This window comes from Gemmatimonadota bacterium, from assembly GCA_009835325.1.
Classification (GTDB): domain Bacteria; phylum JAAXHH01; class JAAXHH01; order JAAXHH01; family JAAXHH01; genus JAAXHH01.
On the sequence record VXWP01000019.1, the window covers coordinates 1 to 4905 of the forward strand.

Below are 4905 nucleotides of genomic sequence, written 5' to 3' on the forward strand. Positions count from 1 at the left end.
TGCCAACCGCCTTTAAATAAAGTAAAACACGAGATAACACGTGCGCTCTACTACTGATACGATTAAAGGGCGTTGATCCGGAGGATTATCGGCGCCGATCCCCGGAGGTGGACTTCAGTACGAGCGCGTCAGAGAGCGTAGAAAGCAACCCGGATCGTTGGCCGCGTCCCACATGCAAATCGGTGTAATTAAAGAACCACCAACCAAATCAAAAGGACAGGTGCGATGAACAATCCAAAAAGCAAACGCCCACCGGGTGAAACCGGGATGAGTTCACGGGAAATCGAGGCGTCCATCAGGCGGATCGAAGACGATCTGTATATCGGGTCGGACAACATCAAGATCCGCCTGACCAGGATCGAAGAAAAACTGGAGCATGTCGTCACCCGTGACGATCTGAAGGCGTTCGCCACACGAGATGATCTGAAGGCGTTTGTCACGCGTGATGATCTGAAGGCATACGCCACAAAGGAAGATCTGAAGGCATTTGCCACACGGGAGGATCTTGCGGGATTGAGAACGGAAATGATCACCCACACGAATACGTTGTTTCGATGGACAATCGGCGTTGTTGTTTCCTGCATGGGGGTCATCTTGACCGTAATAAAGCTAACCTGAACAAACAGAGGTCAATGGGAGGACCGCTAGACAAAATGAACCACTCAAAAAACAAACGCCGGACCGGCAATGCAGCGTCAAGTCGACGCGGAACCGCGGCGCCCATCAAGCGAATAGAAGAAAAGCTGGAGCATGTATCCACCCGAGATGACCTGAAGGCATACGCCACGCGTGATGATCTGAAGGTATTCGCCACCCGAGAAGACCTTGCAAACATGAAGATCAGTATGATCAGGTGGTCTGTGGGTAGCATGCTCGCATTGGCGGGGATTACCGTTACGGCGCTCAAATGGTTTCTGCCATAGATCGCCACTTACAATCTGAAACTGGAGGCTGTGTACATTTGATCCACGGATCCAGGCAAATACAAATAGCTCAAGGATAGATCGATGAATGATCAAAAACGCGAACGTCCAACCGGCAGTACCGGGATGAGTTCACGGGAAGTCGCGGAATCCATCAGGCGGATCGAAGACGATCTGTACTACAGTTCGGACAATATCAAGATCCGCTTGACCAGAATCGAGGAGAAACTGGAGCATGTAGCCACACGTGACGATCTGAAGGCCTTCGTCACAAGGGATGATCTGAAGGCATTCGCCACACGGGAGGATCTGAAGGCCTTCGCGACCCGTGAAGACCTGGGTGTACTGAGAATAGACATGGAGCGGATGAGAACGGACATGCTGGCTCATTCTAATACGCAATTTCGATGGACAATCGGCGTTGTCGTATCCTGCATGGGGATCATCTTGACCGTTATGAAGCTAACCTGACCGGGCAAGGCGACCATACGTCACATCTCCGCCGTGCCCACGACCGTATCCGAGAACACGACGTGTCCCCACATCTCGGGGAGGTGCATGTTGATCTCCCCCTGGGGCGACCAGACCCAGTTGTCGCAAGGAACCCCGTCTTTCTTCAGATAGCCGTCCTTGTAACGCTCGAACTCCCACTCGACCCGTGAGAAGTTGACCCGCCAGCTGTCTCCGGCTTTTGGAGGGCAGTCCACCCCGGCGTATTCGGCCATGCTGGTCCAGGGGAATGCGATTTCGGTGGACCAGCCGCGGTCCACGTCGTGGGAGCAGTTGACGGTGCCGTCGATGTGGACGGCGTGGCGCACACCTTCGAAGTCCCAGTCGTGATCGGCTTTCCCGCCCTTGCTGTAGGGCTTGGGCAGGTACAGGTCCCAGGCGGTGTTCAAGGGATTGATCTCGAACTCCATGTAGTGGTTGGTGTCCCCGTCGGGATCGATGAACACCTCGAAGTCGTTGTCGAGGCAGATGACGGAATCCCGTTTGGTCAACGTGCCCCAGACGTCCGGTTCCTCCATGTCCGCGGCGACGTAGAAATACTCGTCGTCCCACAGCATCATGGCGCGCGTACCGAAGCGCGGGATAGGCTTGAGGTCACCCTCGATGTCGACGAAGAGGTCGGTGCGGGGCGCCCGGATCCAGGACGGATCGCTCAGCTTTCCGTCGATCGCGATGGGGCCGCACGCACGGTAGCAGGTGTAGGTCTTGGGGACGATTTTTTGCGATGGCGAGTCGGACATGATGGTTCTTTCTTTTGATGTATGAAGGTGGACAAAAAGTTGCGAACTGGACGACGGGCGAACCGCGGACTCAGGTCCGTGGCTCAGGTCCGCATGCCCGACTGCGACTCGAATCCCAGCAGACGCTTCAGGGTCGGCGTCGCCCGCTCGACGACCTCGGGGCTCGCCAGCCTGAACTGGTCCTGCTGCGGCTTCATGAACGAGCGGCAGAAGAACCCCAGCAGGATCATCCGTTCCTCCCGGGTTCGATTGGCGCCGCTGCTGTGCCAGGTCGCGCCGTGGATGATGACGATATCGCCCCGGCGGGCGTCCAGCTGGATGACGTCGTCGTACGATGTCTCAGGATCGGGAGGGGTCCCGCGCTTGTAGCTTCCCGGCACAAGCCGTGTCGCCCCGTTTTCCGGCGTGAAGTCGTCGAGCACGAAAATCGTATTGGAGCAGAATGCGAACGGGGGCGCGGGCTGCGGGAATCGGCCAAGCGGAAAGTCGACGTGCAGGCCGCCGGCCGGCGCGCCGGGGCCGATGAGATTGACGGTAAAGCTGCTTAAGATACAGTCGTCGCCCAGCAGGTGTTCGTGGAGCGCAAGTACCTGGGGCAGCTGGATCATTTCCTCGTAGATGCGTCCCTTGTTGACCAGGTTCCACACCCGCTGTGCCTGCCCGTCGAAGTAGACGTGCTCCCCATCGTCTCTTTCCTGCGCGGCCAACTCGGCCGAACGATCGCGAAGGGCACCGGCCTGCTCCGGGGTCAACGCCTCTTTGAGCACGACGTAACCGTGTTCGTCGAGATGGGCTTTGGCGTCCTCCAGCTTCATCCGGGATGCTCCTCCGGGTCCATCGGCGATGCCCGAACGATTTCGAACGATCTCAAACGGCCTCGTCGGTTTCCCTTATTCGCCTTCGTACGGCACCGATATGCCTTCGACGAACTCGGGCTCGTCCATGTCGGCCGTCATGTAGACGTGGCTGCCTTTCCGATCGCTCGTGGTCCCCGCCATGTGGGCGCCGCTGGCGTCCAGGGAGATGATCTGCACGCCGCCCACGCGCTGGGAGTCCAGTTCGTTCATGTCCCGGAGTCCCTCGGCCGTGGCCTCTTCGAGCGACATGCCCATCTTCATGTAGGTCACCACGTTCCGGGCCGCGCCGGTCCGGATGGCCAGTTCTCCCGTACCCGTACATGCCGCGGCGCCGTAGCGGTTGTCCGCGAAGCCGCCCGCGCTGATGACCGGCGAATCCCCCAGCCGGCCCGGGTACTTCCATCCCCAGCCGCTCGTGCTCACGCCCACGCAGATGTCGCCATTGCCGTCCTGCGCGATGAAGTTGGTCGTGCCTCCGGCCTTCTGCGGATCGACGGCCAGGTGGCTCAGCTTCCACAGTTCTTTGGTGTGCTGGAGTTCCTCGGGGTCGTCGATCCCCAGCTGCTCGCGCACATGCTTCGCGTAGATCTCGGGCATCTCGGGGTCCACGTAGGTGCTCTTCTCGAATCCCATTTCGCTGGCGAACCGCTCCGCGCCGTCACCCACCAGGAAGACGTGGATCAGCTTCTCCATGACGCAGCGGGCGATCGAGATCGGGTGGTCGTAGCCCGTAACCGCACCCACGGCCCCCACGTCGCGCGTGCGGCCGTCCATGATGAGGGCGTCCAACTGGGGATACCCGAGGATGTTCGGATAGCCGTGCAGGCCGACGCTGCGGTCGGGACGGTGCACCTCCACCTCCCGGATGCCGATCTCGATGGCGTCCACCGCGGTCTTGCCTTCCTTGAGCGCGGCCACCGCCTGCCGGATGCCCACGTCGCCGTTGTTCGTAGCCATGACGATCATTGTGTGGTCCTTTTCACAAGATAGTGTTCAACTGCGTTTTTCTACGAGATGAGAATCCTGATTTGCGACTCTTAAGATATCAGCGTGGGATCAACGGCGGTAGGCTTATTTGGATCAGCTTTGGAAGGAGTCAGACATGACCATGATATCCCGTGATCATTGGACCTTCGGCGCCCAGATCATAACGGCCGCAGGGGTTCTTGTCATTACCGTTTTTGCGTTTGTCAATCAGCTGAACCAGGAATTCAGGGATGAAGTCCGTTCCGACTTCTCGGAAATGCGCACCGAGTTGGCTGCTATACGTACCGAGTTATCCTCCATGCGGGAAGAGATGCACGACATGAATTCGCGCCTGGGACGGGTAGAGGGACAATTGCGGATATCCCAGAATCAGTAACGTGAATCCGGGATCGCGTTAATAAAAAGAAAGGGGGTTACATCGAACGGTGAACATCGGGATCAAACCGGCCTGGGAACTCCGATCTGATGGCACAGGAGGTGAGGAAGATGGGATACACGAGTGTTGACGAGATGTCAACAAAATCGGCGTTGACAATCTGCCAACGTTGTGACTTGATTGTTTTGGGGTTCATGTAGTCACACATGCCAGGTGCTTGATGGATACAACTGCCGAAACGACGATTTACGGGTCGCTCCCGTTCTGTGACGAACCCCTCGAAACAACCACCCCGGATAGGTAAGGAACCAGATGATGACTGTAATAGATGACACTCCCGATATGAAACGGCGAATGAGCAGGTTGGAACGCAGGGTTTCCAGTCTTGAAGATACTTCGAGTTCGATATTGAATCACATCCTCAAAATCGACAACCGATTGGATGGAATCGAAACCGACGTGGCGGACCTGAAAACCAACGTGGCGGACCTGAAAACCAACGTGGCGGACCT

At 57.6% G+C, this 4905-nt stretch carries 6 protein-coding genes; 3 read left to right on the forward strand and 3 right to left on the reverse strand.

What is annotated here, in order from left to right:
- The first annotated feature begins 267 nt into the window (after window positions 1-267).
- Both F4Z81_02130 and F4Z81_02135 read left to right on the forward strand, forming a co-directional pair.
- A complete protein-coding gene (locus F4Z81_02130; protein ID MXW03845.1) occupies window positions 268-618 on the forward strand; it encodes a hypothetical protein in 351 nt (116 codons plus the stop codon).
- Window positions 619-1007: 389 nt separating this feature from the next.
- Complete coding sequence (locus F4Z81_02135; GenBank protein MXW03846.1) at window positions 1008-1394, forward strand: hypothetical protein; 387 nt, start codon at window positions 1008-1010, stop codon at window positions 1392-1394.
- A gap of 20 nt (window positions 1395-1414) precedes the next feature.
- Here the strand turns inward: F4Z81_02135 and F4Z81_02140 are convergent, their stop codons facing one another.
- The 3 genes from F4Z81_02140 to F4Z81_02150 all read right to left on the reverse strand — a co-directional run bounded on the left by F4Z81_02140 (window position 1415) and on the right by F4Z81_02150 (window position 3996).
- Complete coding sequence (locus F4Z81_02140) at window positions 1415-2173, reverse strand: carbohydrate-binding family 9-like protein (protein ID MXW03847.1); 759 nt, start codon at window positions 2171-2173, stop codon at window positions 1415-1417.
- An 83-nt stretch (window positions 2174-2256) separates the two neighbouring features.
- Window positions 2257-2988 carry a hypothetical protein gene (locus F4Z81_02145; GenBank protein ID MXW03848.1) on the reverse strand — a complete coding sequence of 244 codons (732 nt, stop codon included), beginning with the start codon at window positions 2986-2988 and terminating at the stop codon, window positions 2257-2259.
- Between the two features lie 75 nt (window positions 2989-3063).
- Window positions 3064-3996 (reverse strand): asparaginase, encoded by a 933-nt coding sequence (locus F4Z81_02150; GenBank protein MXW03849.1) that lies wholly within the window; start codon window positions 3994-3996, stop codon window positions 3064-3066.
- Window positions 3997-4132: 136 nt separating this feature from the next.
- Between F4Z81_02150 and F4Z81_02155 the strand changes: the two genes are divergently transcribed.
- Window positions 4133-4393, forward strand: coding sequence for a hypothetical protein (locus tag F4Z81_02155; GenBank protein ID MXW03850.1), 261 nt, complete (start codon window positions 4133-4135; stop codon window positions 4391-4393).
- Window positions 4394-4905: the final 512 nt, after the last annotated feature.

Coding starts and splice junctions, on each gene's coding strand:
- F4Z81_02145 (MXW03848.1), bottom strand. CDS start 2,988: ATGAAGCTGGAGGACGCCAAAGCCCATCTCGACGAACACGGTTACGTC.
- F4Z81_02140 (MXW03847.1), bottom strand. CDS start 2,173: ATGTCCGACTCGCCATCGCAAAAAATCGTCCCCAAGACCTACACCTGC.
- F4Z81_02155 (MXW03850.1), top strand. CDS start 4,133: ATGACCATGATATCCCGTGATCATTGGACCTTCGGCGCCCAGATCATA.
- F4Z81_02130 (MXW03845.1), top strand. CDS start 268: ATGAGTTCACGGGAAATCGAGGCGTCCATCAGGCGGATCGAAGACGAT.
- F4Z81_02135 (MXW03846.1), top strand. CDS start 1,008: ATGAATGATCAAAAACGCGAACGTCCAACCGGCAGTACCGGGATGAGT.
- F4Z81_02150 (MXW03849.1), bottom strand. CDS start 3,996: ATGATCGTCATGGCTACGAACAACGGCGACGTGGGCATCCGGCAGGCG.